The sequence below is a fragment of the Streptococcus peroris ATCC 700780 genome (assembly GCF_000187585.1).
Lineage (GTDB): Bacteria > Bacillota > Bacilli > Lactobacillales > Streptococcaceae > Streptococcus > Streptococcus peroris.
The window spans coordinates 408,851-435,246 of the sequence record NZ_GL732463.1 but is presented as its reverse complement, the minus strand read 5'-3'; the positions used below and the strand labels follow the sequence as shown (position 1 = coordinate 435,246).

General features: G+C 40.3%; 29 protein-coding genes. 2 read left to right on the top strand and 27 right to left on the bottom strand.

Going from position 1 to position 26,396, the window contains the following annotated elements:
• Window positions 1-89 precede the first annotated feature (89 nt).
• Genes HMPREF9180_RS04090 through HMPREF9180_RS04060 form a run of 7 tightly spaced genes read right to left on the bottom strand, consistent with a single transcriptional unit; the run spans window position 90 to window position 6,496 of the window.
• Window positions 90-428 (bottom strand): YlbF/YmcA family competence regulator, encoded by a 339-nt coding sequence (locus HMPREF9180_RS04090; protein ID WP_006145180.1) that lies wholly within the window; start codon window positions 426-428, stop codon window positions 90-92.
• Window positions 429-439: 11 nt separating this feature from the next.
• Entirely contained in the window at window positions 440-1,543 is a 1,104-nt protein-coding gene (locus tag HMPREF9180_RS04085) for a prephenate dehydrogenase (protein WP_006145179.1), read from the bottom strand.
• Window positions 1,544-1,552: 9 nt separating this feature from the next.
• Entirely contained in the window at window positions 1,553-2,719 is a 1,167-nt protein-coding gene (gene aroC, locus HMPREF9180_RS04080) for a chorismate synthase (protein WP_006145178.1), read from the bottom strand.
• A gap of 9 nt (window positions 2,720-2,728) precedes the next feature.
• On the bottom strand, window positions 2,729-3,796 hold the full coding sequence (gene aroB, locus HMPREF9180_RS04075) for a 3-dehydroquinate synthase (RefSeq protein ID WP_006145177.1): 1,068 nt from the start codon (window positions 3,794-3,796) through the stop codon (window positions 2,729-2,731).
• An 18-nt stretch (window positions 3,797-3,814) separates the two neighbouring features.
• A complete protein-coding gene (locus HMPREF9180_RS04070; RefSeq protein WP_006145176.1) occupies window positions 3,815-4,669 on the bottom strand; it encodes a shikimate dehydrogenase in 855 nt (284 codons plus the stop codon).
• Window positions 4,659-5,336 (bottom strand): type I 3-dehydroquinate dehydratase, encoded by a 678-nt coding sequence (aroD, locus tag HMPREF9180_RS04065; protein ID WP_006145175.1) that lies wholly within the window; start codon window positions 5,334-5,336, stop codon window positions 4,659-4,661. Before aroD ends, HMPREF9180_RS04070 begins: the two co-directional genes overlap by 11 nt.
• Entirely contained in the window at window positions 5,333-6,496 is a 1,164-nt protein-coding gene (locus HMPREF9180_RS04060) for a class I SAM-dependent rRNA methyltransferase (protein ID WP_006145174.1), read from the bottom strand. Before HMPREF9180_RS04060 ends, aroD begins: the two co-directional genes overlap by 4 nt.
• Before the next feature lie 245 nt (window positions 6,497-6,741).
• Between HMPREF9180_RS04060 and HMPREF9180_RS04055 the strand changes: the two genes are divergently transcribed.
• Window positions 6,742-8,193: an alpha-amylase gene (locus HMPREF9180_RS04055; RefSeq protein ID WP_006145173.1), complete on the top strand. Its 1,452-nt coding sequence runs from the start codon at window positions 6,742-6,744 to the stop codon at window positions 8,191-8,193.
• A gap of 46 nt (window positions 8,194-8,239) precedes the next feature.
• Here the strand turns inward: HMPREF9180_RS04055 and HMPREF9180_RS04050 are convergent, their stop codons facing one another.
• From HMPREF9180_RS04050 to cdaA, 12 genes are all read right to left on the bottom strand, one after another.
• The gene (locus HMPREF9180_RS04050; RefSeq protein WP_006145172.1) at window positions 8,240-8,914 is read right to left on the bottom strand and encodes a DnaD domain-containing protein; all 675 of its coding nucleotides are present in this window, start codon (window positions 8,912-8,914) and stop codon (window positions 8,240-8,242) included.
• A gap of 8 nt (window positions 8,915-8,922) precedes the next feature.
• On the bottom strand, window positions 8,923-9,867 hold the full coding sequence (gene metA, locus HMPREF9180_RS04045; protein ID WP_006145171.1) for a homoserine O-acetyltransferase MetA: 945 nt from the start codon (window positions 9,865-9,867) through the stop codon (window positions 8,923-8,925).
• A gap of 193 nt (window positions 9,868-10,060) precedes the next feature.
• A complete protein-coding gene (locus HMPREF9180_RS04040) occupies window positions 10,061-10,573 on the bottom strand; it encodes an adenine phosphoribosyltransferase (protein ID WP_006145170.1) in 513 nt (170 codons plus the stop codon).
• 139 nt (window positions 10,574-10,712) lie between these two features.
• Window positions 10,713-11,306 carry a hypothetical protein gene (locus HMPREF9180_RS04035; protein ID WP_006145169.1) on the bottom strand — a complete coding sequence of 198 codons (594 nt, stop codon included), beginning with the start codon at window positions 11,304-11,306 and terminating at the stop codon, window positions 10,713-10,715.
• Window positions 11,306-13,174, bottom strand: a complete 1,869-nt coding sequence (locus tag HMPREF9180_RS04030) for an ABC-F family ATP-binding cassette domain-containing protein (RefSeq protein WP_006145168.1) — start codon at window positions 13,172-13,174, stop codon at window positions 11,306-11,308. The genes HMPREF9180_RS04035 and HMPREF9180_RS04030 overlap by 1 nt, the downstream gene beginning before the upstream one ends.
• Window positions 13,171-14,370: a CCA tRNA nucleotidyltransferase gene (locus tag HMPREF9180_RS04025; protein WP_006145167.1), complete on the bottom strand. Its 1,200-nt coding sequence runs from the start codon at window positions 14,368-14,370 to the stop codon at window positions 13,171-13,173. Before HMPREF9180_RS04025 ends, HMPREF9180_RS04030 begins: the two co-directional genes overlap by 4 nt.
• Window positions 14,367-15,134: a 4-hydroxy-tetrahydrodipicolinate reductase gene (gene dapB, locus HMPREF9180_RS04020; protein WP_006145166.1), complete on the bottom strand. Its 768-nt coding sequence runs from the start codon at window positions 15,132-15,134 to the stop codon at window positions 14,367-14,369. Before dapB ends, HMPREF9180_RS04025 begins: the two co-directional genes overlap by 4 nt.
• Window positions 15,135-15,173: 39 nt before the next feature.
• A complete protein-coding gene (locus HMPREF9180_RS04015) occupies window positions 15,174-16,022 on the bottom strand; it encodes a DegV family protein (protein WP_006145165.1) in 849 nt (282 codons plus the stop codon).
• Window positions 16,023-16,025: 3 nt separating this feature from the next.
• A complete protein-coding gene (locus HMPREF9180_RS04010; RefSeq protein ID WP_025168627.1) occupies window positions 16,026-16,400 on the bottom strand; it encodes a DUF1149 family protein in 375 nt (124 codons plus the stop codon).
• Between the two features lie 66 nt (window positions 16,401-16,466).
• On the bottom strand, window positions 16,467-17,816 hold the full coding sequence (glmM, locus tag HMPREF9180_RS04005) for a phosphoglucosamine mutase (RefSeq protein WP_006145163.1): 1,350 nt from the start codon (window positions 17,814-17,816) through the stop codon (window positions 16,467-16,469).
• Between the two features lie 20 nt (window positions 17,817-17,836).
• Complete coding sequence (locus HMPREF9180_RS04000) at window positions 17,837-18,622, bottom strand: CdaR family protein (RefSeq protein ID WP_006145162.1); 786 nt, start codon at window positions 18,620-18,622, stop codon at window positions 17,837-17,839.
• Window positions 18,609-19,466 carry a diadenylate cyclase CdaA gene (cdaA, locus tag HMPREF9180_RS03995; RefSeq protein ID WP_025168626.1) on the bottom strand — a complete coding sequence of 286 codons (858 nt, stop codon included), beginning with the start codon at window positions 19,464-19,466 and terminating at the stop codon, window positions 18,609-18,611. Before cdaA ends, HMPREF9180_RS04000 begins: the two co-directional genes overlap by 14 nt.
• A gap of 134 nt (window positions 19,467-19,600) precedes the next feature.
• Here cdaA and HMPREF9180_RS03990 point away from each other — a divergent pair, with 134 nt between their 5' ends.
• On the top strand, window positions 19,601-20,569 hold the full coding sequence (locus HMPREF9180_RS03990; RefSeq protein ID WP_006145160.1) for an NAD(P)/FAD-dependent oxidoreductase: 969 nt from the start codon (window positions 19,601-19,603) through the stop codon (window positions 20,567-20,569).
• Between the two features lie 33 nt (window positions 20,570-20,602).
• Here HMPREF9180_RS03990 and whiA read toward each other — a convergent pair whose 3' ends face one another.
• The 8 genes from whiA to HMPREF9180_RS03950 are packed head-to-tail and all read right to left on the bottom strand — an operon-like array spanning window position 20,603 to window position 26,352.
• Window positions 20,603-21,514: a DNA-binding protein WhiA gene (gene whiA / locus HMPREF9180_RS03985; protein ID WP_006145159.1), complete on the bottom strand. Its 912-nt coding sequence runs from the start codon at window positions 21,512-21,514 to the stop codon at window positions 20,603-20,605.
• The gene (locus HMPREF9180_RS03980) at window positions 21,511-22,488 is read right to left on the bottom strand and encodes a YvcK family protein (RefSeq protein ID WP_006145158.1); all 978 of its coding nucleotides are present in this window, start codon (window positions 22,486-22,488) and stop codon (window positions 21,511-21,513) included. The genes whiA and HMPREF9180_RS03980 overlap by 4 nt, the downstream gene beginning before the upstream one ends.
• A complete protein-coding gene (gene rapZ, locus HMPREF9180_RS03975; protein WP_025168625.1) occupies window positions 22,485-23,375 on the bottom strand; it encodes an RNase adapter RapZ in 891 nt (296 codons plus the stop codon). The genes HMPREF9180_RS03980 and rapZ overlap by 4 nt, the downstream gene beginning before the upstream one ends.
• Window positions 23,376-23,425: 50 nt before the next feature.
• Window positions 23,426-23,806: a RidA family protein gene (locus HMPREF9180_RS03970; protein ID WP_006145156.1), complete on the bottom strand. Its 381-nt coding sequence runs from the start codon at window positions 23,804-23,806 to the stop codon at window positions 23,426-23,428.
• Between the two features lie 9 nt (window positions 23,807-23,815).
• Window positions 23,816-24,403, bottom strand: a complete 588-nt coding sequence (gene yihA / locus HMPREF9180_RS03965; protein ID WP_006145155.1) for a ribosome biogenesis GTP-binding protein YihA/YsxC — start codon at window positions 24,401-24,403, stop codon at window positions 23,816-23,818.
• 8 nt (window positions 24,404-24,411) lie between these two features.
• Window positions 24,412-25,644, bottom strand: coding sequence for an ATP-dependent Clp protease ATP-binding subunit ClpX (gene clpX / locus HMPREF9180_RS03960; protein WP_006145154.1), 1,233 nt, complete (start codon window positions 25,642-25,644; stop codon window positions 24,412-24,414).
• Between the two features lie 31 nt (window positions 25,645-25,675).
• Complete coding sequence (locus HMPREF9180_RS10280; protein ID WP_000442255.1) at window positions 25,676-25,846, bottom strand: hypothetical protein; 171 nt, start codon at window positions 25,844-25,846, stop codon at window positions 25,676-25,678.
• Window positions 25,846-26,352: a dihydrofolate reductase gene (locus HMPREF9180_RS03950; RefSeq protein WP_006145153.1), complete on the bottom strand. Its 507-nt coding sequence runs from the start codon at window positions 26,350-26,352 to the stop codon at window positions 25,846-25,848. Before HMPREF9180_RS03950 ends, HMPREF9180_RS10280 begins: the two co-directional genes overlap by 1 nt.
• Window positions 26,353-26,396: the final 44 nt, after the last annotated feature.

Here is a 26,396-nt window from a genome sequence, read left to right as displayed (position 1 = left end):
ACAGGACCTCATACTTGCAATACTTTTTCTTATTTTATCATAAAAAGTCAGAAATTTCTTAAAAATCCCTGACTTTATGAGGTAAATTCTTATTTTAAAAGTTCTGAAATTGGCTCAAATACAATCTTTTCGATATCAGATAGGTAAATAGAAAGTTGTTGTTGTTTGGCAAAGAATGCTGACAAAAGAGAGTTCCCTTGAATCTGCTTACCAAAGCTTTCCATTTTTTCTTGGAATGAAGCATCAGGCATTTGTCCTGTCTGTGCCAGCGTTTGAAGTTCTTGCTGAAAAGCAATATAATCCGCAAAAATTTTGCTAGCTTCTGCATCTGCTTGGATGGCATCTCTAGCTTCTTTAACAGCCTTGTATTCAGGCAACTCACGTAGCCCACGACTGAGTGCATTTGCACTATCATAAATATTTGACATAATTGTCCTCCTTATTTAATAACGACTGTGTAGTCAGTATTTTCTGTAATGACTTGCTCAGCACGTTTTAAATCCTGAGCATTCTTAAAGGAAATTTGCAGAATCCCGTGAACATCCTCACGATTTTCCTCATTGATATGGATATTGACCAAAGAAGTTCCACGTAGCAATTCCAAGATGCGTAAAATCACATCTTCCTCATCGGGAACGTCTATATAGAGATCATATGAGCTATCTACTCCTCCACGTTTATGGATTTCCATAGCTTGACGTTGCTCACGTGCTTGATTAAAAAAGTTCCAGATTTGGTTTTCATCACCTTTGCTAATGGCTTGCTCAATCTCGTCCAAACGCCCCTTGAAATCCTCGATGCGTTCCATAATGGTCTCTCGATTTGATAAGAGGATAGAAGTCCACATACCAGGCTCACTTTCAGCAATCCGAGTCATATCTCGAAATCCACCGGCCGCAAAGCGCCGCGCCATTTCATGCTCTTCAGCATAACTTGCAGTTTGCCCCATCAAACCTGATGCTAAAATATGTGGAAAATGACTAATCTGAGACGTCACTCGGTCATGCTCTTCAGCATCAATTTCAATGAAACGAGCATGAAGACCTGATAGCAAATCTCTCATTTCTTCGAGCGTATCCGAAGTTGTCAGACTAGATGGCGTGAAGATATAATAGGCATTTTCAAAAAGGTTGACATCGGCAGACGCCGCTCCTGTCTTGTGGCTCCCTGCCATGGGATGCGCTCCAACAAAGCGAACAGACTTATCTGCAAAATACTTCTCAGCTGTAGATACGATTGTTGACTTGGTCGATCCAGCATCGGAAATAATGACGCCTTCCTTTAAATCTATGCTTGCCAACTTCTCGATAAAATCAAGTGTTTGTTGGATAGGAAGTGACAAAATAATAATATCCGCAAGTGGAGCAAAACTGGCAAAATCATCCGTCGCACGATCAATCATCCCTCGCTCCAAGGCAATATCTCTGGACGCTTGACTACGATTGTATCCTAAAATTTCATAATCAGGATGATCCCGCTTGATTCCGAGTGCCATGGAAGCACCAATCAAACCCAATCCTGCGATATAGATGGTTTTTGCCATAAGAACTCCTTAATATTTCTTTGTATACTCCCGATGTTTAGCAACAGCTTCTTTTAATTCCTCCAGATTATCTGAGGAGAATTTCTCTAGAATTTCTTGGGCCAAGACCGTTGCTACGACTGCTTCCATAACGACACCAGCCGCTGGAAGAGCAGTTGGATCACTTCTCTCTACTGTTGCTTTATAAGGCTCATGGGTTTCAATATCAACGCTCATCAGTGGCTTGTAGAGGGTCGGGATAGGTTTCATAACTCCGCGAACAACAATTGGTTGTCCATTGGTCATACCACCTTCAAATCCTCCAAGGTTATTAGTTCGACGAGTATAGCCATCTTCTGGTGACCAGAGGATTTCATCCATGACTTGGCTACCCTTGAGATACCCTGCTTTAAAGCCAAGACCAAACTCCACACCCTTAAAGGCATTGATTGAAACAACTGCTTGAGCTAATCGTGCATCTAGTTTGCGATCCCATTGGACATATGAACCCAGACCAACCGGAACACCTCCAACAACAGTTTCAACAACTCCACCGATAGTATCTCCATCACGTTTGATTTGATCAATATAGTCCTTGATCTCCTGCTCACGTTCTTGGTTAACGATAGAAACTTCTGACTGGGCAGCTAGTTTCTTAATCTCTGCGACTGTCAAGTTTTCTGGAACATCGATTTCCTTACCACCAAAGACAACAACATGGTTAGCAATTTCAATATCAAGCTCAGCCAATAGTCGTTTAGCTACAGCCCCGACTGCTACTCGCATAGTCGTTTCACGGGCAGATGAACGTTCCAGGGAATTTCGCAGATCATCAAAGCGGTATTTGATACCTCCTACCAAGTCAGCGTGACCAGGGCGAGGATGAGTGATTTTTCGTTTGCTTTTAAGTTTGTCTTCAATATCCTCTGCAGACATGATATCCAACCATTTTTGGTGGTCTTTGTTAATGACATCCATGGTAATGGGAGCCCCTGTCGTCTTTCCATGACGAACACCAGAAGTAAAGACAACCTGATCACTCTCAATCTTCATGCGGCCACCACGACCGTAACCTCCTTGGCGACGTTTGAGATCCTCATTGATATCCTTGGCAGTTAAAGGAAGGCCTGCTGGAATTCCTTCAATAATTGCTGTCAGACGAGGACCGTGTGATTCTCCTGCTGTTAAATATCTCATACATTCTCCTTATTTTACCAAGTAATCTTTCATTTCTTCGAGTGAGACGGGGTGAATAGTGGCTGAACCAAGTTCTGGTACCAAAACTAATTTCATGGTGTTTCCACGCGCTTTTTTATCATGAGTCAAGGCCTGATAAAGCTTATCAACATCCCAGTTTTCATAATCAACTGGAAGGCCAAATTTCTGACACATTTCTCGGATAGACTGAGTGATTCCCATTGGCATGAGGCCTTTTTGTTCTGCGACCTTAGAAACCTGAACCATTCCCATGGCTACTGCCTCACCATGCATGACGCGTCCATAACCAGCAGTCGCTTCAATAGCATGGCCAATTGTATGACCAAAGTTGAGATAGAGACGAATGCCATTGTCCAATTCATCCTCGACTACCATCTTGCGCTTGACCTGGCAAGAATGTTCATTCAAACTTTCTGAATGCTCCAAAATACTCTCTACAGAACCATCCATATCAGATAATAGGTCCCAGAGTTCTGGATCTTCAATTAAGCCATATTTAATGACTTCACCCATTCCTTCAATCAACTCTCGTTTACCTAAGGTTTCAAGAACGGTTGGATCAATCAAAACGCCGTCTGGTTGGGCAAAAGTTCCCACCATATTCTTAGCAAAAGGAGTATTCACTCCTGTCTTACCACCGATTGAAGAATCGACTTGAGCAGTCAAACTGGTTGGAATTTGAACAAAGTGAATGCCTCGCATGTAAGTTGAGGCTACAAAGCCAGCCAAATCACCAACAACTCCACCACCTAGAGCTACGATACCATCGCTACGAGTCAAGTCTTGCTTAACTAGAAATTCATAAGCCTTTTGAACCGTTGTTAGATTTTTTCGCTCTTCACCCTCTAGGAAGTCAAAAACTGCCACTTGAAAACCAGCATCCTCTAGGCTCAATTTAACTTTTTCTGCATAGAGGGAAGCCACATGGTTATCGGTAATGATAACGACTTTTTGCGGTTGCCAAAGTTCCCGCAACCATTTTCCTGCTTGAGACAGGCATCCTTTTTCAATCTGAATATCATAGGGATGGTGGGGAAGGTCTATTTTGATATTCATAGCAGTTCTCCTTTTTCTTTATTGATACTTTTGTTTTAATAATTCCCAAATTTGATCAGTTGGCATTTCCTTTCCTGTCCATAGTTCAAATGCCTCTGCAGCTTGGTAGAGCAACATACCTAAGCCATTAAAAGCGTGATTACCCTGACTTCTTGCCCACTTTAGAAATGGTGTCTCAAAGGGTTGATAAATGACATCTGCTACCAAAAGCTGCTTTGGTAAAACAATACCTGTTGGGATTGGCTGAGATGTTCCATCCATACCCACACTGGTCGCATTTACCAAGAGATCAGCTTGAGTGATGCTATCTTGAAGCTTTTGACTATCTTCTAAAGCAAATAAATCTACTTTGAATCCTGTTTCAATTTGTAATTTTTTTAGATATGGTCTTGTTTTTTCAAGAGAGGCTGAGCGTACAAAGACGGAAATCTGACTGACTCCATCCAAGATTGCCTGTGTCAAAATTGCCTTGGCTGCGCCGCCTGCTCCTAACAAAACCATTCTTTTCCCTGATATTTTAAAAGAAGGCAAGCTCTTAAAGAATCCCTTGCCATCTGTGTTATATCCGATTAAAGTTCCTTCTCGATTCACCACTGTATTGACCGCACCAATCAAACGAGCTTCTTCGCTTAACTGATCCAGATAAGGAATCACTTGCTCCTTGTAGGGCATAGAAAGATTGATTCCAAACATCTGATAGCGACGAATATTGGCAACCGTTTCTGCCAAATCAGTAGCTTCTACTTCCCAAGCTAGATAAACACCGTTGGTATTGGTTGCTTCAAAAGCGCTATTGTGAATGAAGGGAGAAATGGAATGTTTGATGGGATTTGCGACTACAGCTGCTAAACGTGTGTAGCCATCAATCTTCATTTAAAAGCTCCCGAATTTTTTGCATGCTAGATAGAGAAATCTGTCCTGGAGCACTGGCTTCGTCCAGACTTGCAAAAGACCAACTAGAACCCGTTACATCCGAAGTAATACGTGAGACCTTGCCCACTTTTCCCATAGAAACTGTTACATATTCTTGTTCAGGATTCAATGTTTTAAAGCCTCGTGTAAAATTCATCAAATCCAATACATCTTGTTCTGTATGAGCCATAACAGCTATTTTCACAACCTTAGGATTTAAACTTGTCAACTCAGACAAGATTTCCATTAGATTTTCAGGTGTTTCTTGGAAATTATGGTAGCTCAAGACAAGGTTTGGAAAATCCAACATCTCCTCAAAAACATCTTTGTAGCTAAAATACTCAAAATCAATATAATCTGGTTGATAAAGCTGGGCTACTTCCTTGATAATTTGAACATATTCTTCTGAAGAGAGCTCAATTTGACCACCCTCAGCACGAGTACGCAAGGTAAAAACAAGCTCACGACCAGCGAATTTTTCAAAAATAGCTGGCGCTACCTGCAAAATAGCTTCCTTGGGTAAAAAGTCTGCTCGCCACTCAATGATATCGGCATCATGATACCGCATAACATCAATAGCCTGAGCCTCCTCTAAACTTCTTGGCATTACAGAAACAATTAATCTCATTTACTAACCTTCATGGTAATCACTTTGAGGTAATTACTACTTTCATCTTTTTCATTGTAGACAAAGTCTGCTGGAAGTCCATATTTATGAAGAACTTGATACTTTCTACCTGCAAATCCTTTGTCGATTTGTTCTGTGAATTTTTGACGGGAAACATTAGCCGCATTGGTACTAGCGATAATGATTCCATCTGGGTTTAAAATCTCTAGGCTTTGGGAAATCAACTTGTGATAATCCTTAGCTACAGAGAATGTTTGTTTTTTATTTCGGGCAAAGCTAGGCGGATCCAGAATAATCACATCATAGCTCAAACCTTTTCTTTTAGCATATTTAAAGTATTCAAAGACATCCATGACAAGTAATCGATGATTGTCTAGACTCAAACCGTTGGCATGAAAATGAGCTTCTGATAGTTCTCTTGAACGTTTGGCTAGGTCTACAGAGGTTGTTTCACTAGCTCCCCCCATAGCTGCAGCGACTGAGAAGGCCGCTGTATAGGAAAACATATTGAGCAAGGATTTCCCCATTGCTAAACCATCAACTAAGCTCCCACGAACTTCATGCTGATCCAAGAAGATCCCTGTCATTAGGCCGTCATTCATAAAGACTCGGTACAAGACTCCATTTTCAAGAACAGTGAAATATTCAGCTGCTTCTTGACCATAGATATGGGCAGACTCATAATCCAAACCTTTAAAGCGAATCTTTTCATAGGCACCTAAGACTTCCGGGAATACCTGAGAGAAGGCTGCTATAATCTCTTGGCGAATTCCATAGATATAGGAGTTATACCAAGAGAAAACAACATAATCCCCATAGAGGTCCAGCGCCATTCCACCAAAACCATCGCCTTCTTGATTAAACAAACGAAAGGCAGTTGTCAACTCATCTTGATAGTAGGTAGAACGTTTTTGTTTAGCTTTTTCAAACAAGCTTTCAAAGAAGGTTTGATTAAAAGAAACTTTCTGGTTGGTTACAAACCAACCAATCCCCTTATTTTGTCGGGATAAATAAGCCTTCCCTAAAAACTCTTTGTTTTGGCTGAAAAGTTCAACTTCCTGATCAGTTTCAGATAAGTCTTGAAAATCAACTTCTTCCAAAAGAACCTGACCTTTGCGGAGCTTTTTTTCGACACGCCGACTGACGAATACTTTATTCATAGATACAATTATATCAAATTTGTTGAAAATTCACAAAATAGAAAGTGATTCTCCATTGATTCCATAGGAATTGAAACTATTTATCACTCTTTTCCATCAGATAGTATCTCTCTTCCGAATTTTAAAAAGGTTTTTTTAAAAAATGGACATAAAATGACTAGAGTATATTTTCTAGCGCAAACGTTTGCGTATTGTACAGCTTTGTGGTAAAATGATTGTCAAATTGTTAAGTATGAGGACTTTCTATGAAAAATCAAACCCTAATGCAATATTTTGAGTGGTATCTCCCCCATGACGGAAAACACTGGGAACGACTAACTAACGATGCTGAACACCTAGCTAACTTAGGAATTAGTCATATCTGGATGCCACCTGCTTTTAAGGCTACAAACGAAAAAGATGTTGGTTATGGAGTCTATGATCTATTCGACCTTGGTGAATTTGACCAAAAAGGAACTGTTCGTACCAAGTATGGCTTCAAAGAAGATTATCTCCAAGCCATTCAAACACTGAAATCTCACGGAATCCAACCGATGGCTGATGTCGTCTTAAACCACAAGGCAGCTGCAGATCATTTAGAATCCTTTCAAGTTATCGAAGTGGATCCAGAAGACCGCACAATCGAACTAGGAGAACCTTTCACCATCAATGGTTGGACCGGTTTTACTTTTGATGGTAGACAAAACACCTACAACGATTTTCACTGGCACTGGTACCACTTCACAGGAACTGACTACGATGCTAAACGTCGTAAGTCTGGCATCTATCTCATTCAGGGAGAGAATAAAGGTTGGGCTCATGAAGAATTAGTCGACAATGAGAACGGAAATTACGACTATCTCATGTACGCAGACCTGGATTTCAAACACCCCGAAGTCATCCAGAATATCTATGACTGGGCAAATTGGTTTATCGAAACGACTGGTGTATCAGGCTTTCGCTTAGATGCAGTTAAGCACATTGACTCTTTCTTTATGCGCAATTTCATACGCGATATCAAGGAAAAATATGGTCAAGACTTCTATGTTTTCGGAGAATTCTGGAATCCTGATAAGGAAGCTAATCTGGATTATCTTGAAAAGATTGAAGAACGCTTTGATCTTGTTGATGTTCGCCTCCATATGAATCTCTTTGAGGCAAGCCAGGCAGGAGCTGACTATGATTTAACAACTATTTTTGATGATAGTCTGGCTCAAATCAATCCGGATCGAGCTGTGACCTTTGTCGAAAACCATGATACACAACGCGGTCAAGCCCTCGAATCTACTGTTGAAGAATGGTTTAAGCCAGCAGCCTATGCTCTTATTCTTTTGCGTGAACAGGGTCTTCCCTGTGTCTTTTACGGAGACTACTACGGTATTTCTGGTCAATTTGCCCAGCAAGACTTTAAAGATGTCCTTAACCGTTTGCTAACTATCCGAAAAGAGTTAGCTTACGGTGAGCAAACGGACTACTTTGATGATCCTAATTGTATCGGTTGGGTCCGTTCTGGTACTGACGACCAATCACCTATCGCCGTTCTTATCTCAAACGCTCAAGAAAATTACAAAACCATGTATGTCGGTCAAGAGTGGGCAAATCGAACATTTGTTGATTTGCTTGGGAACCATCCAGAACAAGTAACTATTACTGCCGAAGGATACGGCGACTTCCCAGTTGCTGAGCGTTCAGTCAGTGTTTGGGGGATTACTTATTAAGAGCACAAAAAAACTTGCCTATGGCAAGTTTTTTTATTGCTAAATATTAGTCTTTCCAAAGGTCCATGGCATTTTTAAAATCAGATGAAACTTGAACATTTTGAGGGTTTGTTGCCTCTCTCTCCTGACGTTTCGCTTCTACCTGGGCTACACTCTTAATACCCTCATGTCGCCAGTTTCGTAGGATTGCTTGGATATATTTCCAGTTTGGTTTTCCATTCAAAACAGCTTCACGTAGAGCTTCTTTTATCAAATCCGCACTCGTCCCATCTTCTTTCAAACTCTTTTCCAAATCTTCGATTTCAAAGGGACTCAAGAGACGACCTAGCTCCTGTTGGAAAGTTTCCACCAAGCTCTTCAAGTCATTCTGAGCTGGTTTCACTTGATTTGGAGCTTGTTTTTCAAATAGTTGGTCTAGGCGCTCCAAGGCAAGGGTTGCGTCAAAAATAACTTCAATCTCTCCATTTAGCTCAATTGTACGATATTGGAGTAATCCTTTATCGGTTAATCGTGAAATGGCTTGATTGACTTCAGTGACCTCTTTGCCAATTTTTTCAGCGATTTGACTTGGCGACAACTCACCCAAAGCCGTTGTATTTTGTAGGTAAAAGAATTGCCAAATCAAGAAATCATCGCTTGACGAGAAGAGTTGATTGTAATTCAAAAGCAGATCACTCGGTAACACCAAGTTCCCTGATTTAAAAGCATCTAAATATGTCATAATTCCTCTTATAAATATCCAAAATGAGACACATCTTCTTCCGCACTTTTCCACTCAAAAGGCGTTTCTTGGTAAACTGCATAATTTACCCAGTTACTGAAAAAGAGGGCTGCAGATGAACTCCAGCGCATGCATGGAAGTTCGTGAATGTCATCATTTTTGAAATAATTTTCTGGTATATGTGGATCTAAACCAGCATCTAGATCTCTAAAATATTCTTTCGCGAGCGTATCACGATCATACTCCAAATGCCCAAAGCTATAGACTTCTCTCAAATCTCGACTTGCAAGGATAGAGATTCCGACCTCTTCACCTGATGCTAAAATCTCTAAATTAGTTTTATTCAAGATATCCTCTTTGAGAATTTCTGTATGACGAGAATGAGGCGATACATATAGATCATCAAATCCTCTCAGCAAAAAATGACCTTCTTTTAAAACATCCTGAGGATAAATTCCAGAAAGCTTTTGGGCCATCTGGTGTTTATCTACACCATATCGATAGTAAAGAGCTGCCTGAGCACCCCAACAAATATGGAGGGTCGAGTAGACATGAGTATTAGACCAATCAATCACTTGGGTAAATTCCTCCCAGTAGTCCACTTCTTCGAAGGGAAGATGTTCAACCGGAGCTCCTGTAATGATCAACCCGTCGAAATACTCGTCTTTGATTTCTGAGAAGGTCTTATAAAATGTCTCCATATGCTCTGAGCGAGTTGTTTTTGATTGGTGACTTTCCATATATAAAAAGTCAATATCCAACTGAAGTGGAGTATTAGCTAAATGTCGCAAAAGCTGAGCCTCTGTCACCATCTTTTGTGGCATTAAGTTTAAAATCAAAATTTTCAGTGGTCGAATATCCTGATGAGCCGCTCGCTGGTCATCCATGACGAAAATATTTTCCGTTCGTAAAATCTCAACTGCTGGTAATTTTTTATCAATCCGAATCGGCATGGAAATCTCCTTACTCTATCAATACTAGGCTCAAGTTAACATGCAGTCGTCAAATGAAAATCAGCTGACGATAGTCCTTCCTTTTATTATACTGTAAGAAGATATAGTTTTCAATTATAGTTTTTCTCTAACTAGGTATAGCCTTTTTTTATATCACTATGAAGAGAAAACAGCCCTAAGGACTGTTTTTTCTTTAATAATGCATGAGCACTTTGTAATCGTAATCTCCGATAGCTTCACGGCCTTTAAGTTCATCAAGCTCAATCAAGAAGGCACAACCAGCTACGATACCACCAAGTTTTTCAATCATTTCGATGGTTGCTTTCACAGTACCACCTGTTGCCAAGAGGTCATCTACGATCAGAACACGTTGACCTGGTTTGATAGCATCTGCGTGCATAGTCAAAGTATCAACACCATATTCTTTTTCGTAGTCAGCTGAAATCACTTCGCGTGGCAATTTTCCTGGTTTACGTACAGGAGCAAAACCAATTCCCAACTCAAAAGCGACTGGACATCCAACGATAAATCCACGCGCTTCTGGTCCTACGATCATATCAATCTTTTTGTCAGTAGCATATTGAACAATTTCACGAACAGCATAGCTGTAGGCATTTCCGTTAGCCATCAAAGGGCTGATATCACGGAACGTAATGCCTTCTTGTGGGTAATTTTCAATACTTGCAATGTAATCTTTTAAGTTCATAGCATTTCTTTCTTTTTAAGTTTTTACTCCCTATTATACCATATTTCCTAGAAAAGCAAAATAGAAAGAAGTCTTGAAAATTGGTCCAAGACTTCCCTTTGCTCTTCAATAGCAACCGGTTAATCAGGCAATGAAATCCTTACTTCTTTTTACTTTTAGAAGTTTGATTCCGTTGACGATTCTGTTCAATGCGCCACTCTCGCTCATAGTATGTCATCGTTTCAAATACTCTCTCTGGTAGTCCTACATCAAGCAAATAGATGGGAATTATCAAGTCTATAGAAGGTTTAACAGTTGTAAATTTATTTCGCAAGTGAGTCCATAAAGATTTTATTTTTACGAGGTCTTTGTCATAAAAAGACACCTCAATCCGATAAAAATCCCTCGATCTTCTTCCTCCTGAAATTCTCCGAAAAGCGAATTCTTCTACATCTTTCCAGTCGTAAAATTTACTTGCTTTATAAGGGTTTGGCTTATAGAAGAATCCCTTAACTGTGCATCTCAGATATTCTCTATCTGAACGCAAAATTTGAATGCGTTGGTAAACGATACATCCAACAGTTAAGATTAACAGAATCATTAAAAGTAGCAAGATAACCATTAAGATAGAGACTTGCACTAAATGCGTCACTATAAAAAGTAATATCCATAAGAGAAAAATGCCGTAAACGAGAACGAAAACGGTATTCCAGATGACTTTCTTACCACTCCATTTAATAATTGTTTCTTCCATTATACCAACTCACTTAAATATTCATAGCGTTCATATTTTTCAAGCAAGGTTTCATTCTTCTCATCTAGCTCTTTTTGAAGTGTAGCTAATTTACCAAAGTCAGAACCATTAGCCTGCATCTCTTCTTCAATGGCCGTGATACGATTTTCCAAGACTTCGATATCTCCTTCAATGCTTGCCCACTCCTGCTTTTCTTGGTAAGTCATCCGTTTCTTTTCTTCACGTACTTTGGCGACTTTTTCCTTGTCAGCCTTTTGGACTTGACTTGCAGCTTCTGCTTCAAAGGCCTTTTCATCTAAGTAGTCGGTATAATGGCCAAAGAAAGGACGAATAGTCTCATTCTCAAAGGCAAGAATCTTAGTCGCTACCTTATCAAGAAAATAACGGTCGTGACTAACTGTTAAAACAGGCCCAGCAAAACCTTGCAAGAAATTCTCCAAGACCGTCAAGGTCGCAATGTCTAGGTCATTGGTTGGCTCGTCCAAGAGAAGAACATTGGGCTTTTCTAGGAGTAGTTTGAGAAGGTAAAGACGTTTCTTCTCTCCACCAGACAGTTTCTCAATCAAGGTACCATGCATTGAACGTGGAAAGAGGAACTGTTCTAGTAATTCTGCAATAGATGTCGTAGTACCACCGCTAGTCTTGACTTCTTCTGCCACCTCTTGCAGGTAATTGATAACTCGCTTGCTCTCATCTAATCCCTCAATTTGCTGAGAGAAATAGGCGATGCGAACTGTTTCACCAATGATAATTTGGCCCTCAGTTGGTTTCAGTATCCCTGCAATGAGATTGAGAAGGGTTGACTTTCCAACACCATTATCCCCAACGATTCCAATACGGTCTTTAGCTTGCACCAAAAGGTTAAAATGATGCAGAATCGGTTTGTCGTCATAGGCAAAGGAAACATCCTTGAACTCAATAACTTTCTTACCGATTCGACTGGTCTCAAAGTTCATGGCCAAGTCTGTATCAGCAGTCGTGTCTGAAACTTCCTTTTTCAAATCATGGAATCGGTTGATTCGTGCCTGTTGCTTGGTTGCACGCGCTTGTGGTTGCCTACGCATCCAGTCCAACTCTTGCTTATAGAGTTGCTTTTTCTTATGAAGAAGTGCTGCATCGCGCTCATCTTGTTCTGCTTTGAGACGAACATAGTCTTGGTAATTTCCTTGATATTCTGTCAAGCCTGCCCGATCCAACTCAAAAATGCGCGTAGAAAGAGCATCTAGGAAGTAACGGTCATGGGTGATAAAGAGAACTGTTTTCTTGGAATTTTTCAAAAAGAGGGTTAGCCACTCAATAGTTGCTATATCTAAGTGGTTGGTTGGCTCATCCAATAATAAAAGATCATGGTTACCCAGAAGTACTTGTGCCAATTGAACCCGTCTACGGAGACCGCCAGACAAAGTTCCAACTGGAGCTGTTAAATCCTGAATGCCGAGCTTGCTGAGAACCGTTTTGACCTGACTCTCAATTTCCCAAGCTTGGAGGGAATCCATCTCCGCCATGACACGTTCCAAACGTGACTGCTTATCCTCATTATAGTTAAGCATAATCAGTTCGTATTCACGGATCAATTGGATTTCCTTCAAATCACTTGATAGAACAGTATCCAAAACAGTCTTGCTATCATCAAAATCTGGGTCCTGAGTCAGGTAGCCAATCTTATAATCGTTTTTTGCTGAAAAAGGGCTTACGTCACCATCAAAACCTGAAACACCAGAAAGAACATCTAAAAGGGTTGTTTTCCCGGTTCCGTTGACACCAATAAGACCGATTCTGTCTAAGTCATGGATGATAAAGGAAATATCCTTAAAGACAGTCTTATCACCAACGGATTTACTTAGTTTTTCAACAATAAAGTCACTCATTTTCTCCCCCTTAGGTAGTCATGGATGGCTTGACGGTCATTTTCCAATACTCCGTCTACAATAGCGTACTCAATTTCATCTAACACATCTCCTAATTCAGGACCTGGCTGATAGCCATATTCTTTGATGAGAATATCACCGTTGATTTGCATCTCTTTCTTATCATGAAAGGTCAAGCTCTCGTAGGTTTCTGTGATGGCTTGTGGATTGACTTCCTTTCCTTGAGCTTTGCGAAGATTTTCAGCCTGCAAGAGCGAGTCAAGATTGAATTGATAGCAATCACGTTTACTCAATGCTCCTCCCTCACGAAGAGACAAAATAGTTAGCAAATCCTGTACCTGCTTAGCAAATTGACGTGAAGTTTTCCAATGTTTCAAAAATTGTTGAGCATCTTCCACTTCTAAAGCCCACAAAAGTGCTGCCCAGGCTTGTTCAGAAGATTCAAAAGTGAAATTATCTTCTAAATCAAATAATGACTGGAGCTTGTCCTGACTACCAGCCATATCTGGAAGATAATCATAAGCTTGACTCTCAATCATAGAAGATAAACCTACTCGCCAATAAGGAGCTAGTAGAAGTTTATCAAATTCAACAAAAGTACGCTCGATCGATATTTTTTCTAAGAGCGGCGTTAAGACCTTCATCGCTTTAAAGGTTTCTGTCTCCAGTTCAAAACCAAGACTGGCCTGGAAACGAAATCCACGCATGATGCGTAGAGCGTCTTCGTTGAAACGTTCACTAGCGACACCCACTGCACGCAATATTTGATTTTCTAAATCTTTTAGACCATCAAATAAATCAACGATTTCACCTGTCTCATCTAAAGCAAAGGCATTAACTGTAAAATCGCGACGCTTGAGATCTTCTTCTAGCGAGCGAACAAAAGAAACTGCACTAGGCCTGCGATAATCTACATAAACATCTTCTGTCCGAAAGGTTGTCACTTCATACTCTTCTTCACCTTCTAAGACTAAAACTGTTCCGTGTTCGATACCAATATCAACCGTTCTTGAAAAAATCTGTTTGGTTTCTTCAGGATAGGAAGAGGTCGCAATGTCCACATCGTGGATAGGACGATTGAGGAGTGCATCTCTAACAGATCCACCAACAAAATAAGCCTCAAAACCCGCTTCTTTAATTTTTTCTAATACTGGTAAAGCCTTCTGAAATTCAGAAGGCATTTGTGTTAATCTCATAATAAGTGTTCTAATCCATAGACAAGCTCATGACGCTTGACAACTTCTTTGATTCCCAAATTCACTCCTGTCATGAAGGAGCTACGATCATAGGAGTCATGACGCAGAGTCAAACCTTCTCCTTGATTTCCAAAAATGACTTCCTGATGGGCTACCAAACCAGGTAAACGGACCGAATGGATTCGCATACCATCAAAATTAGCTCCACGTGCACCTGCAATGAGTTCTTCCTCATCGCTTGCACCTTGTTGAATAGGCTCACGAACTTCAGCCATTAACTCAGCAGTCTTGATGGCTGTTCCACTAGGAGCATCTTTTTTCTTGTCATGGTGCAGTTCAATAATTTCCACATTTGGGAAGTATTTAGCCGCCTGTGCCGCAAATTGCATGAGTAAGACAGCACCTAAAGCAAAGTTTGGGGCTATCAACCCTCCCAGATTTTTATCGCGAGAAAAGTTTGTCAACTCGGTTATTTGCTCACTAGTAAATCCTGTTGTCCCAACAACAGGAGCAAAACCTTGCTCTAAAGCAAAGTGGGTATTTTCATAGGCAACTGCAGGAGTTGTAAAATCTACCCAGACATCGGCATCAAAACCAATTAAATCTGTCTTATCTTTAAATACAGGAATCCCCTGCCATTCAGTTTCCTGAGCGAAAGGATCTAAAACAGCAACTAAATCAAGTGCTGGATCACCTAGGACCATCTGACAAGCAGCTTGTCCCATTCTTCCCTTAAAACCTGCAATAATGACTCTTATACTCATCTCTACTCCTATCTAAGATACAAAGCCTGTAAGAACAAGCTAGACGATTGGGGTATAACCCAAAGCAATACTTCCTTCTCCAAGGTGAGTCCCAATGACACTACCGAAGGTTGCAATCGAAATGTCTGTAGCTACTCCACTATCTAACAAAAGCTGACGCAAATCTGCTGCTTTTTGAGAGGCATTCCCATGAATCACTGTAATCCGGTAGTTTCCGTTACTTGTTGCTTCTTTGACAATTTCGACCAAGCGTTTGGTTGCTTTCTTTTCTGTACGAACTTTCTCATATACTTCAATCACACCTTGGTCATTGAAGTATAAGATTGGTTTAATACTAAGAAGATTCCCTAAAATAGCTGCCCCATTTGATAAGCGACCACCTTTAACAAGGTGATTGAGATCATCTACCATGATAAAGGCAGAAGTGTTCTCAATCTGTTCTGTTAATTTTGCTAAGATAGTTTCGAAGTCATTTCCCAACTCAACCCATTGAAAAACACTTTCCACCATAAACCCTAGAGGAGCACTTGTAATACGAGTATCAGGAAAAGCAATTGTTAGACCTTCAAACTCATCCGTCATATACTGGATATTCTGGTGGAATCCTGAGATTCCAGAAGAAAGGAAGAGTCCCAAAACATGGGTATATCCTTTTTCTTTTAATGACGATAAAATTTCATCCAACTTAGCAATGCTTGGTTGACTTGTTTTAGGTAGCTCAGATGAACGAGCCATTTTTTCATAAAATTCTTGAGCGGTTAGATTTACACCTTCAACATACTCCTGTCCGTCGATATTCACAGGAATGTCTAGCACAAATAAATCTTCTTTCAGCAAGGTTTCCGCTTGTAGAAAAGCAGATGAGTCTGTTATGACCGCTAATTTCATTTTTTAAAACTCCAAATTAATTCCTGGTAAATCCAGTGCAATTTCCGTCACTTCATAAGTCAAACGATTAAGCATATTCAAACATGGACGGCCAAGTTGTTCCACTTCTTCTTGTTTCAAGTCAGAAGGTTGTTCGACAATGCGCCCTTCTACATGATTCACTTGAGAAATCGTTCCACTGATAACAAATTTATCAAAAACAATCATAAAAGTTAAAACAACGACCATTGAAGTCACTTGCTTTTCTCGATCATGTTGGATTAATTGAAAATTAACGTCAATTTTCGTTTCAGGAACTCCGTTTTCATTTTCCCATTCAAAGTTACGTGCATCAAAGTGATACTGACTTACAAATTCTTGTTCACGTTTTAAATTCATCACATTCTCCATGGTTACAATTTACTTTGACATTGTAACATATTTTCCTATTTTCTGCTAACTTTCCTAGATCCCAATCTCTGCTTTCACAACTTCTGCAATGGTATCAACATAGTAGTCTACCTCTTCAGTTGTTGGAGCCTCAGCCATGACACGTAAGAGTGGTTCAGTTCCACTTGGACGAACTAAAATACGTCCGTTGCCAGCCATTTCTTCTTCCATCTTTTCAATGATTGCCTTGATAGCTGGTACTTCCATGGCTTTTTCTTTCATGTTGTTTTCCACACGGATATTGACCAATTTTTGTGGGTAAATAGTCACTTCTGAAGCCAACTGAGATAAGCTCTTACCCGTTTCTTGCATGATTTTAGTCAATTGAACTGCTGATAACTGACCATCCCCTGTTGTATTATAGTCCATCAAGATAACGTGACCTGACTGTTCTCCTCCAAGATTGTAGCCAAATTTTCTCATTTCTTCAACTACATAACGGTCTCCAACAGCAGTAACAACTTTATTAATTCCTTCACGATCCAAGGCTTTATGGAAACCAAGATTAGACATGACTGTGGTTACGATAGTGTTGTGTGCTAATTGACCTTTTTCTGATAGATATTTTCCGATGATATACATAATCTTATCACCGTCAACAATTTCGCCGTTTTCATCAACTGCAATCAGACGGTCACTGTCACCATCAAATGCCAAACCAACAGCAGACTGACTTTCTTTTACAAGTTCCTGCAGAGTTTCAGGATGAGTTGAACCAACATTCAAGTTGATGTTCAGTCCATCTGGTGTTTCTCCGATAACTGTCAATTGAGCACCTAAATCTGCAAAGATTTGGCGGGCACTTGTTGAAGCAGCACCATTTGCAGTATCCAAGATCACCTTCATTCCTTCAAGAGATGTTCCAGTCGAAACAAGGTATGCTTCGTACTTGCGTAATCCTTCTGGATAATCGACAACTGTACCTAGGCCTTCTGCGCTTGGGCGCGGAAGAGTATCCTCACTCGCATCAAGCAAAGCTTCTATTTCAGCTTCCTTATCATCGTCCAGTTTAAAACCATCTCCACCAAAGAATTTAATCCCATTATCAAGGGCTGGATTGTGGCTAGCTGAAATCATAACCCCAGCACTTGCTCCCTCAGTTTTTACCAAGTAAGCTACCGCTGGTGTGGCAAGAACACCAAGTTTATATACGTGAATCCCAACTGAAAGAAGACCAGCAATGAGAGCCGACTCTAACATTTCCCCTGAAATACGTGTGTCTCGTCCAACAAAAACCTTAGGTACTTCCGTCTCATGTTGACTAAGAACATAACCTCCGAAACGCCCTAGTTTAAAGGCCAATTCCGGCGTTAATTCTACGTTTGCTTCTCCACGGACTCCATCTGTTCCAAAATATTTACCCATTTTACTATTCCTTTTCTAGTTTAATGTTGCGTTGAAGTATCAGGCTTCGTTTCTGTCGTTGATGAGTTCTCAGTAGACGAAGCATTACTTGTTGTCGTTGTACTATTTGTTGATCTGGCTTGTTTCGTTACTACTTTCATAGTGGTTTCAAAAGGAGTAATGACTGTTGGCAAAACTGCCCCATTTTTATCCACAGCTTGTAGAGGTACTGTACCTGAATAATTTCCATTTATTTTTTCGCTGGTTGGTAAGACTGCAACAATGCGATCAATTTTAGATAGAGTATCTGTATCACTGGTTACTGAAACTCGTCCATCGGAAACAGTAATACGGTCGATTAAAATTCGCTCATCAATTTGACTAGAGTCAATTTGAGGAACAACTGGTACATTATCTTTAGTAACCTTCTTACCAATTTTTACTTTAATCTTTTGTGGTGATACTACAGCTGTCAAACCACTCGGCAGATTTTCAATCGTCAAAGGAACTTCAACCGTTCCTTCTGTAGCCTGCGTCAAATCTGCTTTGACTTTAAATTTACGAGTACTTTCCTGCATTTCACTGGCCAAGGCTACCCGATTTGAACCCGTTAAAAATACTGTTACTTCTGAACTAAAACCACTTATGAAATACTGGTTACTATCATACTGAATATCAATTGGTACATTAACTACTGTATTTGTATAGGTTTCTGTTTTAGTTTGTCTTGCGTTATTATTATTTTGATAATTGATTGATGTTGCATAGACAAATAGTAGGCATGCAAATAGGAAAGAGGAGATAATATAAAGACTATTTCTTTTCATTTTTCCATCCTCCTAATATACGTTCTCTTAACGTTGGCTCTGGTGAATCCACTGGTATCAGGATACGACGTAACTCACCCTCGAATTCTTCCAAACTCAAATCATGTTTGAAGACACCATTGTAGGTAATGGAAATGCCACCTGTCTCTTCTGATACAACGAAGGTAAAGGCATCCGAAACTTCGGATAGCCCAATGGCTGCACGGTGACGAGTCCCGAACTCTTTGGAAATACCCGTGTTTTCTGTCAGTGGCAGATAGGCGGAGGTTACGGCTATCCGATCCCCGCTGATAATGACTGCACCGTCATGAAGAGGAGTATTCGGGATGAAGATATTAATCAATAGCTCGGCAGAAATCTTGGCGTCCAAAGGAATTCCAGTTACGATGTACTCCTGCAGTGTTCTTACACGCTCGACAGACACTAACGCTCCGATTTTGCGAGGGCTCATATACTCAACCGATTTGACAAAAGCTTGTATCATTTGTTCTTCTGAACTCATTGGCGTAGTGGAGAAGAAATCAGTTGCTCGACCTAATCGTTCCAAACCTGTCCGAATTTCTGGAGAGAAAATAACAACCGCTGCAATCACTCCATATGTAATTAACTGATTGATCAGCCAGGAAATAGTTGTTAGCCCTAAAAAGTTAGCTGCTATCTGAGCTAAAATAAAAACTAAAACGCCCCGAACCAAAATCATAATCTTGGTTCCTGCAATAGATTTTGTAAATTGATATAAGATATAGGTAACGATTAGAATATCAATCAAATTTATCACAATACTCCAAGGACTGGAAAATAAACTAGACCAATATTGAAGATTCGATAATTGCTGAAAATTCATCCCGAGACTCCTCTCCATAAAACATGCTTCTTTTCATTATACCATTTTCTATGAAATTTTTCTTCCCCTACTTGATTTTAAATTGCTAGAAAATATGATAGAATAAAAAGGTAGAAATGAATTAAGGAGAAGCCATGTCTGAACTATATGATATCACCATTGTAGGTGGTGGACCTGTTGGTCTTTTCGCAGCCTTTTACGCTCACCTTCGTCAAGCAAAGGTACAAATCATTGATTCTCTCCCTCAACTAGGCGGTCAACCTGCTATCCTATATCCTGAAAAACAAATTCTCGATGTTCCAGGTTTCCCAAATCTAACAGGAGAAGAGTTGACAAACCGTTTAATCGAGCAACTCGATAGTTTTGATACCCCAATTCACCTCAACGAAACCGTTCTTGAGATTGAAAAAGAAGATGGTATCTTTAATATCACAACTACTAAAGGAAGTCATACTAGTAAAACTGTCATTATTGCTATGGGAGGTGGAGCTTTTAAACCGCGTCCACTTGAACTGGAAGGTGTTGAAGGTTATGAAAATATCCACTATCACGTTTCTAACATTCAACAATATGTAGGACAGAAAGTAACTATTCTTGGTGGTGGAGATTCTGCCGTGGACTGGGCCTTAGCTTTTGAAAAAATTGCCCCTACTACACTTGTTCACCGTAGAGATAACTTCCGTGCCCTTGAACATAGTGTACAAGCTTTACAAGAATCATCTGTAAGTATCAAAACACCATTTGTGCCAAGCCAACTTCTTGGAGATGGAAAAACTTTAAACAAGCTTGAAATTACAAAAGTCAAATCAGATGAGACCGAAACCATTGAACTGGATCATCTCTTTGTCAACTATGGTTTCAAATCTTCTGTCGGTAATCTAAAAAATTGGGGATTAGAACTGAATCGCCATAAAATTATCGTCAACAGCAAGCAAGAGTCAAGCCAGGCTGGAATTTACGCTATCGGTGACTGCTGCTACTATGAAGGTAAGATTGACTTGATTGCAACAGGTCTTGGTGAAGCACCAACTGCTGTCAACAATGCCATTAACTACATCGACCCTCAACAAAAAGTACAACCAAAACACTCAACAAGTTTATAAGAAAAAAACCACGAATCATACGATTCGTGGTTTTTACAGTTCATCTGCAATTTTGTTGATCTTTCGCAATCTATGATTGACACCACTTTTTGTGAGCGGGTTTGTCAAACTGTCTGCCAATTGCTGGATAGAATAGTCCGGATGTTGGATACGCAAATGTGCTACTTCTTGCAAATCGACTGGTAGGCTATCTAGACCTACGGTATCAATGATTTTACTGATATTGTTGATGGTTCTCATACTCGCAGAAACCGTACGAGCAATATTAGCCGTCTCTGCATTATTGGCACGATTGAGATCATTCCGAGTTTCTCGGAGAATCTTGACACCTTCAAAAGTATCCCGCGCCTGCATGGCTCCCACTAAAATCAGGAAATCCATAATATCTTCCGCTCGCTGAAGATAGGTCACCGCGCCCTTTTTTCGTTCGATAACCTTTGCATCTAGCAAGAACTGCTGCAAGAGCGAAGCAATCCCTTGGGCGTGGTCCACATAAACAGAACTAATTTCTAACTGATACTTTCCTGACTCAGGATCCCGAATACTCCCATTTGCCAAAAAGGCTCCACAAAGGTAAGCACGTCCAGCTTCCTCATCTCCTACAATATCTGGATCAATCCCTGTCTCCAGGCCAAAGAATGAATCAGCCAAACGCAAATCCGCTAAAAGTTCTTGGACTCGCTCATCCGTAAATACAGTATAGACACGATTTTTCCGAAGATTACTTCTCTGGTGATGGCGAATTTCTGACTTGATGCCATAGAAGTGCAGGAAAGATTCATAGAGGTGACGAGCTAACTTTGCATTTTCTGTAACGACGGACAAGGTCAAACCGGAACTTGATAAGCCCACACTACCAGACATCTTGATGATTGCTGATAACTCATAGCGACTCAGATGACGCTGCCTTAAAATTTCTTCTTTTACTGCAACTGTGAAACTCATTTTCTCACCTGTATAATACGCATCAACTCATCAACAATCAAATGACCATCATGGAATGCTCCCCCATTTTCCAAACGAAGGAAATTGGAGGAAATAACACGAGGTACTTGCTTGCACAATCCTTCAAAATCATGCTCTACCTGCACCAAATATTCATCAAAACGGTTGGTATCCATATAATCTCTCGGAACCTTTTCAATATTAACAAGCACGGTATCGATAAAGGGGCGACCCAAATGGCGATGCAAGACTTCTACGTGATCGCTGTCTGAAAAATGCTCTGTCTCACCACGCTGGGTCATGATATTGCAAACATAGGCAATTTCTGCCTTGGTCTCTAAAAGTGCCTGACCAATCTCTTCAATGACAATATTAGGTAAGATTGATGTAAAGAGCGAACCTGGGCCCAAGACAATCATATCGCTCTCGAGAATGGTATTGACAACTCGACGACTAGCCTGTGGCTTTGCATCATCCAGAGTATTGGTAACATAGACATGATCAATCATTCCTGGATGGTCTGCAATGTGACTTTCCCCAGCTACTTCTGATCCATCTTTGAAGACGGCATGGAGTGTCAAAGGATGGTCGCTTGATGGAAAAATCTTTCCGGTTGTATGGAAAAATTTACTCAGCAATTGCATAGCGTTATAAGTCGAACCTTGCATTTCAGATAATCCAGCTATGATAATGTTTCCTAATGGATGACCAGCAAAAGCACCTGCATCCTCTGAAAAACGGTATTGAAAGACCTTTTCATAAAATTTTGGCATATCTGACATGGCTACAAGAACATTGCGCAAATCTCCTGGTGGTGTCAACTGCTGAATGTTTTTACGAAGTTCACCTGAAGAACCGCCATCGTCAGCAACAGTTACAATGGCTGCAATTTCGACATCCTTTTCCCTTAAACTTTTTAAAATAACTGGGATCCCGGTTCCACCACCAATCACTGTAATCTTTGGTTTTCTCATGAACGGTTTACCGTTTCCTTTCTCCGGTCTTTATCACGATGACTTTCATTTACAGGCCAACTTTTAGATAGGTCAGTTTCTAAACGCTTGGCAAAAGCAACACTTCGGTGTTGGCCACCAGTACAACCAATCGCAATAGTTAAGACTGATTTGCCCTCTTTTTTATAGCCTGGTAGGATTGGTTCAACCAAGGCTAACAAATGACGGTAGAAATCTTCAGATTCCTCATGGTTCATGACATAGTCATAAACTGCCTGGTCTTCACCTGTCTGATTGCGAAGTTCTGGCAGATAGTAAGGGTTTGGCAAGAAACGGACATCAAATACCAAATCTGCATCAATCGGAATGCCGTATTTAAACCCAAAAGACATGACCTCGATACGGAAAGACTGAGTTTGTTCTTGGTCCGAAAATTGCTCTGCAATAGTCTTGCGAAGTTCACGAGGAGTTAACTCTGTTGTATCAACCACATTTTGACTCATATTTTTCAAAGGAGCCAAGAGTTCGCGTTCCAGCTTGATACCGTCCAAGATACGACCATCTGCTGCAAGAGGGTGACTTCTTCTAGTTTCCTTATAGCGTGCCACCAATTCCTTATCAGCTGCATCCAAAAAGAGAATCTTGAAGTCCAAATCATCTTGATTTTCCAATTCATCCAAGACAGCCTGAATCTCTGAGAAGAAAGAACGACTACGCATATCCACCACTAGGGCTAACTTGTGGTCGTCATCTTTGGTCTCTACCAACTGCAAAAACTTTGGCAAGAGAGCTGGTGGCATATTATCAATGGTAAAATATCCTAAATCTTCAAAGGATTGAATGGCTACAGTTTTCCCTGCACCACTCATCCCTGTTACAATCACAAGATGAAGTTGTTTCTTTGTCATCATAATCTCCTTATATCAAAAGAAGTTTGGAAAACCAAACTTCAACTCGCTTATCCAATCTCTGCGATGACTTCAATTTCGACTTTTACATCGCGAGGAAGACGAGCCACTTCCACAGCTGAACGAGCTGGAAATTCCTTGTTAAAGGCTGTTTGGTATACCTCGTTAAAAGGTACAAAGTCGTTTATATCACTCAAGAAACAAGTCGTTTTAACAACATGATCAAAATCTGTTCCTGCCTCTGCCAAGATAGCGCCAATGTTTTTTAAAACTTGCTCTGTCTGTTCTTGGATGGTCACTCCTACGATTTCTCCAGTTTCAGGAGATAGAGGTACTTGACCGCTAGCAAACAAAAGGTTCCCAACGATTTTTCCTTGAACATAAGGTCCGATTGCCTTTGGAGCTTTATCTGTATGAATTGTTTTTGCCATATGTATTCCTCACAATTTTTCTAAAATAGCATCCCAAGCTTGATCCATTCCTGCTTTTGTTACGGATGAAAAGAGGATAAAATCATCACTTGGATCAAAGTTTAATTTCTTTTTAATAGCTGATTCGTGCTTGTTCCATTTCCCACGTGGAATCTTGTCTGCTTTTGTTGCTACAATGATGACAGGAATCTCATAATACTTAAGAAATTCGTACATCTGCACATCATCTGCTGACGGATCATGACGAAAGTCAACGAGACTAACCACTGCCCGAAGATTTTCTCGAGTGGTTAAGTACTCCTCAATCATGCGTCCCCATTTTTCGCGTTCCTTTTTGGACACACGGGCATAACCGTAACCAGGTACATCTACAAAACGCATCTTATCATCAATGTTAAAAAAGTTCAGCAACTGAGTTTTACCAGGTTTTCCAGAAGTACGAGCCAGATTCTTACGATTAAGCATGGTATTGATAAAGCTCGATTTACCAACATTTGAGCGACCTGCAAGAGCAATCTCAGGAAGTTCATCCTCTGGATAGTGGGATTTGTTGGCTGCACTCAGCAAAATCTCAGCATTGTGTGTATTGATTTCCATAGTCACCTCTAGGCTGTCTCTAGGATTGGCTTAGCCGTTCCGTCAACCGCTTCTTTTGTGATACGGACAGTTTTCACATTCTCTTGACTTGGAACTTCAAACATAACGTCTAGCATAGTTTCTTCGATGATGGAGCGAAGACCACGAGCACCAGTCTTACGTTCGATAGCTTTGTTAGCAATTTCCTGTAGAGCTTCGTCGTCAAATTCAAGCTCAACATCGTCATATGAAAGCAAGGTCTGGTATTGTTTAACCAAGGCATTTCTTGGCTCTTTCAAAATGCGAACCAAATCATCTACTGTCAACTGCTCCAAGGCCGCAAAGACAGGCAAGCGTCCAATCAACTCAGGAATAATACCAAATTTCTGAATATCTTCTGCGATGATTTCTTGCATGTAAGAACTATTTTCGTCAATGGCCTTGTTGTTTTGTCCAAAACCAATCACTTTTTCACCCAAACGCTGTTTGACAATCTCTTCGATGCCATCGAAGGCTCCACCCACAATAAAGAGGATATTCTTAGTGTCCACTTGAATCATTTCTTGTTGAGGATGTTTGCGTCCGCCTTGTGGTGGTACACTAGCTACAGTTCCTTCGATAATTTTGAGGAGGGCTTGTTGCACCCCTTCACCAGATACATCACGCGTGATAGACACGTTCTCACTCTTCTTGGCAATCTTGTCGATTTCATCTACGTAGATAATACCACGTTCTGCACGTTCGATGTTAAAGTCAGCTGCTTGCAAAAGTTTGAGGAGGATATTTTCCACGTCCTCACCAACATAACCAGCTTCCGTCAATGCTGTTGCATCAGCAATGGCAAAAGGTACATTCAAACTTCTAGCAAGGGTTTGAGCAAGGAAAGTCTTCCCCGAACCAGTTGGGCCAATCATTAGAATGTTTGATTTTTGCAAATCCACATCTTCTGACTCTTCTCTCGTATCGTGAAAATTGATGCGTTTGTAGTGGTTATATACAGCCACTGCCAAGGCACGTTTTGCACGATCTTGACCAATTACATAATGGTTCAAGATGTTTAAGAGTTCAATTGGTTTTGGTACCTCAGACAAGTCTGCCAAAACTTCCTCTGCCAACTCCTCACGAATAATTTCTTGAGCCAACTCTACACATTCATTACAGATAAAGGCATTGTTCCCAGCAATTATTTTTTTGACTTCTTCTTGGCTTTTGCCACAAAATGAGCAATAAACCATCATATCATTTTTCCTATTTGTAGGCATGATTCCCTTCCGTTCTAACTATTCATTCTCTCTAAAATAAGGTCATATAAAAAGCATGAATGCTATTTACCAAGTTTGTAAAGGCATTGAGCCAAAGTAGAGTAGCAAGTCCAAAGCGCTTTTTACGAAAAGCGTGTGTCCCAGCTACAAGACAGACAGCACACAAAAGAGCTGTAAAAAATCCAAAAATACTACGCTCCATTAGGCTTCCTTTCTCTTTCTATATTCGATGGTAAAATCAAAAGCATTTTTCTCATCTTTGCTATACGATTTGCTTTCAACTGTCTCAAAGGAATTCAAATCAAAATCCTCTGGAAAATAAGTATCCCCCTCGACTTGAGCATGAATTTGCGTCACAATAATCTCATCTAAGTAAGGTTCAAAAAGCTGAAAAATTTGCTTGCCACCAATGATATAGAGATTTTTACCCTGATGATGGTACCATTCTAAAACATCTTCAACATTTTGGAAAACTAGAGCTCCTTCAATTGACTCTTCGGGATTGCGCGTCAAAATTAAAGTCTCACGTCCTGGAAGTAATCGTCGTCCCATTCCATCAAAGGTTACACGCCCCATCAAAATAGCATGATTCAAGGTTGTTTCTTTAAAATGTTTTAACTCTGCTGGCAAATGCCATGGCAAGCGATCCTCTTTTCCAATCACACCCTTTTCATCTTGAGCCCAAATGGCTACGATTTTTTTTGTCATGCTTTCATCCTTTTCATTGATAGTTCTATTTTATCAAAAATCTT

Excerpts from the sequence above, each read along its gene's own strand:
- HMPREF9180_RS04090 (WP_006145180.1), bottom strand. The coding sequence starts at position 428 with ATGTCAAATATTTATGATAGTGCAAATGCACTCAGTCGTGGGCTACGT.
- HMPREF9180_RS04085 (WP_006145179.1), bottom strand. The coding sequence starts at position 1,543 with ATGGCAAAAACCATCTATATCGCAGGATTGGGTTTGATTGGTGCTTCC.
- aroC (WP_006145178.1), bottom strand. The coding sequence starts at position 2,719 with ATGAGATATTTAACAGCAGGAGAATCACACGGTCCTCGTCTGACAGCA.
- aroB (WP_006145177.1), bottom strand. The coding sequence starts at position 3,796 with ATGAATATCAAAATAGACCTTCCCCACCATCCCTATGATATTCAGATT.
- HMPREF9180_RS04070 (WP_006145176.1), bottom strand. The coding sequence starts at position 4,669 with ATGAAGATTGATGGCTACACACGTTTAGCAGCTGTAGTCGCAAATCCC.
- aroD (WP_006145175.1), bottom strand. The coding sequence starts at position 5,336 with ATGAGATTAATTGTTTCTGTAATGCCAAGAAGTTTAGAGGAGGCTCAG.
- HMPREF9180_RS04060 (WP_006145174.1), bottom strand. The coding sequence starts at position 6,496 with ATGAATAAAGTATTCGTCAGTCGGCGTGTCGAAAAAAAGCTCCGCAAA.
- HMPREF9180_RS04055 (WP_006145173.1), top strand. The coding sequence starts at position 6,742 with ATGAAAAATCAAACCCTAATGCAATATTTTGAGTGGTATCTCCCCCAT.
- HMPREF9180_RS04050 (WP_006145172.1), bottom strand. The coding sequence starts at position 8,914 with ATGACATATTTAGATGCTTTTAAATCAGGGAACTTGGTGTTACCGAGT.
- metA (WP_006145171.1), bottom strand. The coding sequence starts at position 9,867 with ATGCCGATTCGGATTGATAAAAAATTACCAGCAGTTGAGATTTTACGA.
- HMPREF9180_RS04040 (WP_006145170.1), bottom strand. The coding sequence starts at position 10,573 with ATGAACTTAAAAGATTACATTGCAAGTATTGAAAATTACCCACAAGAA.
- HMPREF9180_RS04035 (WP_006145169.1), bottom strand. The coding sequence starts at position 11,306 with ATGGAAGAAACAATTATTAAATGGAGTGGTAAGAAAGTCATCTGGAAT.
- HMPREF9180_RS04030 (WP_006145168.1), bottom strand. The coding sequence starts at position 13,174 with ATGAGTGACTTTATTGTTGAAAAACTAAGTAAATCCGTTGGTGATAAG.
- HMPREF9180_RS04025 (WP_006145167.1), bottom strand. The coding sequence starts at position 14,370 with ATGAGATTAACACAAATGCCTTCTGAATTTCAGAAGGCTTTACCAGTA.
- dapB (WP_006145166.1), bottom strand. The coding sequence starts at position 15,134 with ATGAGTATAAGAGTCATTATTGCAGGTTTTAAGGGAAGAATGGGACAA.
- HMPREF9180_RS04015 (WP_006145165.1), bottom strand. The coding sequence starts at position 16,022 with ATGAAATTAGCGGTCATAACAGACTCATCTGCTTTTCTACAAGCGGAA.
- HMPREF9180_RS04010 (WP_025168627.1), bottom strand. The coding sequence starts at position 16,400 with ATGAATTTAAAACGTGAACAAGAATTTGTAAGTCAGTATCACTTTGAT.
- glmM (WP_006145163.1), bottom strand. The coding sequence starts at position 17,816 with ATGGGTAAATATTTTGGAACAGATGGAGTCCGTGGAGAAGCAAACGTA.
- HMPREF9180_RS04000 (WP_006145162.1), bottom strand. The coding sequence starts at position 18,622 with ATGAAAAGAAATAGTCTTTATATTATCTCCTCTTTCCTATTTGCATGC.
- cdaA (WP_025168626.1), bottom strand. The coding sequence starts at position 19,466 with ATGAATTTTCAGCAATTATCGAATCTTCAATATTGGTCTAGTTTATTT.
- HMPREF9180_RS03990 (WP_006145160.1), top strand. The coding sequence starts at position 19,601 with ATGTCTGAACTATATGATATCACCATTGTAGGTGGTGGACCTGTTGGT.
- whiA (WP_006145159.1), bottom strand. The coding sequence starts at position 21,514 with ATGAGTTTCACAGTTGCAGTAAAAGAAGAAATTTTAAGGCAGCGTCAT.
- HMPREF9180_RS03980 (WP_006145158.1), bottom strand. The coding sequence starts at position 22,488 with ATGAGAAAACCAAAGATTACAGTGATTGGTGGTGGAACCGGGATCCCA.
- rapZ (WP_025168625.1), bottom strand. The coding sequence starts at position 23,375 with ATGACAAAGAAACAACTTCATCTTGTGATTGTAACAGGGATGAGTGGT.
- HMPREF9180_RS03970 (WP_006145156.1), bottom strand. The coding sequence starts at position 23,806 with ATGGCAAAAACAATTCATACAGATAAAGCTCCAAAGGCAATCGGACCT.
- yihA (WP_006145155.1), bottom strand. The coding sequence starts at position 24,403 with ATGGAAATCAATACACACAATGCTGAGATTTTGCTGAGTGCAGCCAAC.
- clpX (WP_006145154.1), bottom strand. The coding sequence starts at position 25,644 with ATGCCTACAAATAGGAAAAATGATATGATGGTTTATTGCTCATTTTGT.
- HMPREF9180_RS10280 (WP_000442255.1), bottom strand. The coding sequence starts at position 25,846 with ATGGAGCGTAGTATTTTTGGATTTTTTACAGCTCTTTTGTGTGCTGTC.
- HMPREF9180_RS03950 (WP_006145153.1), bottom strand. The coding sequence starts at position 26,352 with ATGACAAAAAAAATCGTAGCCATTTGGGCTCAAGATGAAAAGGGTGTG.